Source organism: Kitasatospora sp. NPDC004799 (assembly GCF_040609095.1).
GTDB lineage: Bacteria > Actinomycetota > Actinomycetes > Streptomycetales > Streptomycetaceae > Kitasatospora.
On record NZ_JBEXJK010000801.1, the window covers coordinates 1 to 1,365 of the forward strand.

General features: G+C 73.2%; 3 protein-coding genes. All 3 read left to right on the forward strand.

The features are described 5' to 3' along the window. Positions 1–127 precede the first annotated feature (127 nt). The 3 genes from ABZW03_RS40910 to ABZW03_RS40920 all read left to right on the forward strand — a co-directional run bounded on the left by ABZW03_RS40910 (position 128) and on the right by ABZW03_RS40920 (position 1,243). A complete protein-coding gene (locus tag ABZW03_RS40910; RefSeq protein ID WP_355269966.1) occupies positions 128–301 on the forward strand; it encodes a hypothetical protein in 174 nt (57 codons plus the stop codon). Between the two features lie 133 nt (positions 302–434). Further along, entirely contained in the window at positions 435–740 is a 306-nt protein-coding gene (locus ABZW03_RS40915; RefSeq protein ID WP_355269968.1) for a GNAT family N-acetyltransferase, read from the forward strand. Between the two features lie 152 nt (positions 741–892). Then, the gene (locus ABZW03_RS40920) at positions 893–1,243 is read left to right on the forward strand and encodes an antibiotic biosynthesis monooxygenase (RefSeq protein WP_355269970.1); all 351 of its coding nucleotides are present in this window, start codon (positions 893–895) and stop codon (positions 1,241–1,243) included. Positions 1,244–1,365: the final 122 nt, after the last annotated feature.

Consider the following 1,365-nt stretch of genomic DNA (forward strand, 5'->3'; position numbering starts at 1 on the left):
CACCGAGGGGCGGTGGACCGTGTCGGTCACGATCCGGTGGATCACGTCGACCCACCCCTGTTCGGTGAACTTGCTGAAGTAGACGACGATCTTCGTCGACGCGCTGCGCGAAGCGGCCGGCCACCTGGTGGCCGACGACCACCTGCACGACGGCGCCGAACGGGCGGCGACCACCGGCGCGCACCACGCCCTGGTCGAGGCGATCGCCGCGGGCGACCCGAAGGCGGCCGTCGAGGCGACCCAGGCCGATCTCGACCGGACCCTGGACCGGCTGCGCGCCGCGGGAACCGGACCGCACTGACCCCTCCCCCGGCCGACACCGCCGACACGCGGGGCGGCCGGCAGACAAATGTTGATGATTCAACTATGCTGGCCACGGCGCCGATCACCGACGGTCGTCCGCCGAGGCGACCCGCCGCACCCGAGGAGGAACCGTGGACCAGTCCGTCACCGACAACACCGAGAAGTCCCGCTTCGAGATCCAGGAGGACGGCGAGCTCGCCGGCTTCGCCGAGTACCACCGCTCCGGCGACGAGATCGCCTTCATCCACACCGAGATCGACCCCCGCTTCGGCGGCCGCGGCCTCGGCAGCAAGCTCGCCCGCGCCGCCCTCGACACGGCCCGCGAGCAGGGGCTCGCCGTCCTCCCCTACTGCCCCTTCATCCGGGCCTGGATCACCAAGCACCCCGAGTACACCGACCTGGTCCCCACCACCCACCGCGCCCGGTTCGGCCTCTGAGCCGCCGCGCACCGGACCGCTCCGCCGCCCGGGGCCTGCCTCCGGTCGTCGGAGGCGGGCCCGGACGGCGCTCGTTCAAGAGTCCGATCCCTTGGTCCACCGTTCGGTAAAGTCCCTGGATCACGGGCCGCGCCCCGCCGTACGGTGACGCCATGAGTGATCACGAAGCACCCGTCACGCCCGTCCCGGCCTTCGAACCCCCGTACTACGCGGCCGTCTTCACCTCGGTGCGCACCCAGACCCAGAGCGGCTACCCCGAGACCAGCGCCCGGATGGAAGAGCTGGTGCAGGACGTCCCCGGCTACCTGGGGATGGACCACGCGCAGACCCCCGGCGGGCTGGCCATCACCGTCGGGTACTTCCGCGACGCCGAGGCCCTCACCCGGTGGCGGAGCGACGCCGAGCACCGCGCCGCACAGCAGCGCGGGCGGGCCGAGTGGTACGAGAGCTACACCCTGCACGTGGCCAAGGTGGAGCGCAGCCACGGGTTCGTCCGGGAGTAGGCCGCCCGACGGCCGCGCTCCCGCGCCCGGACCGCCCGTCAGGACGCCTCCGCCGAGGACGCGGGCTTCGCGGACGCCGGCCACGCGGAGGCATCGCGCCGGGCGACCTCCCGAGCCGGGCC

Coding starts and splice junctions, on each gene's coding strand:
- ABZW03_RS40920 (WP_355269970.1), top strand. CDS start 893: ATGAGTGATCACGAAGCACCCGTCACGCCCGTCCCGGCCTTCGAACCC.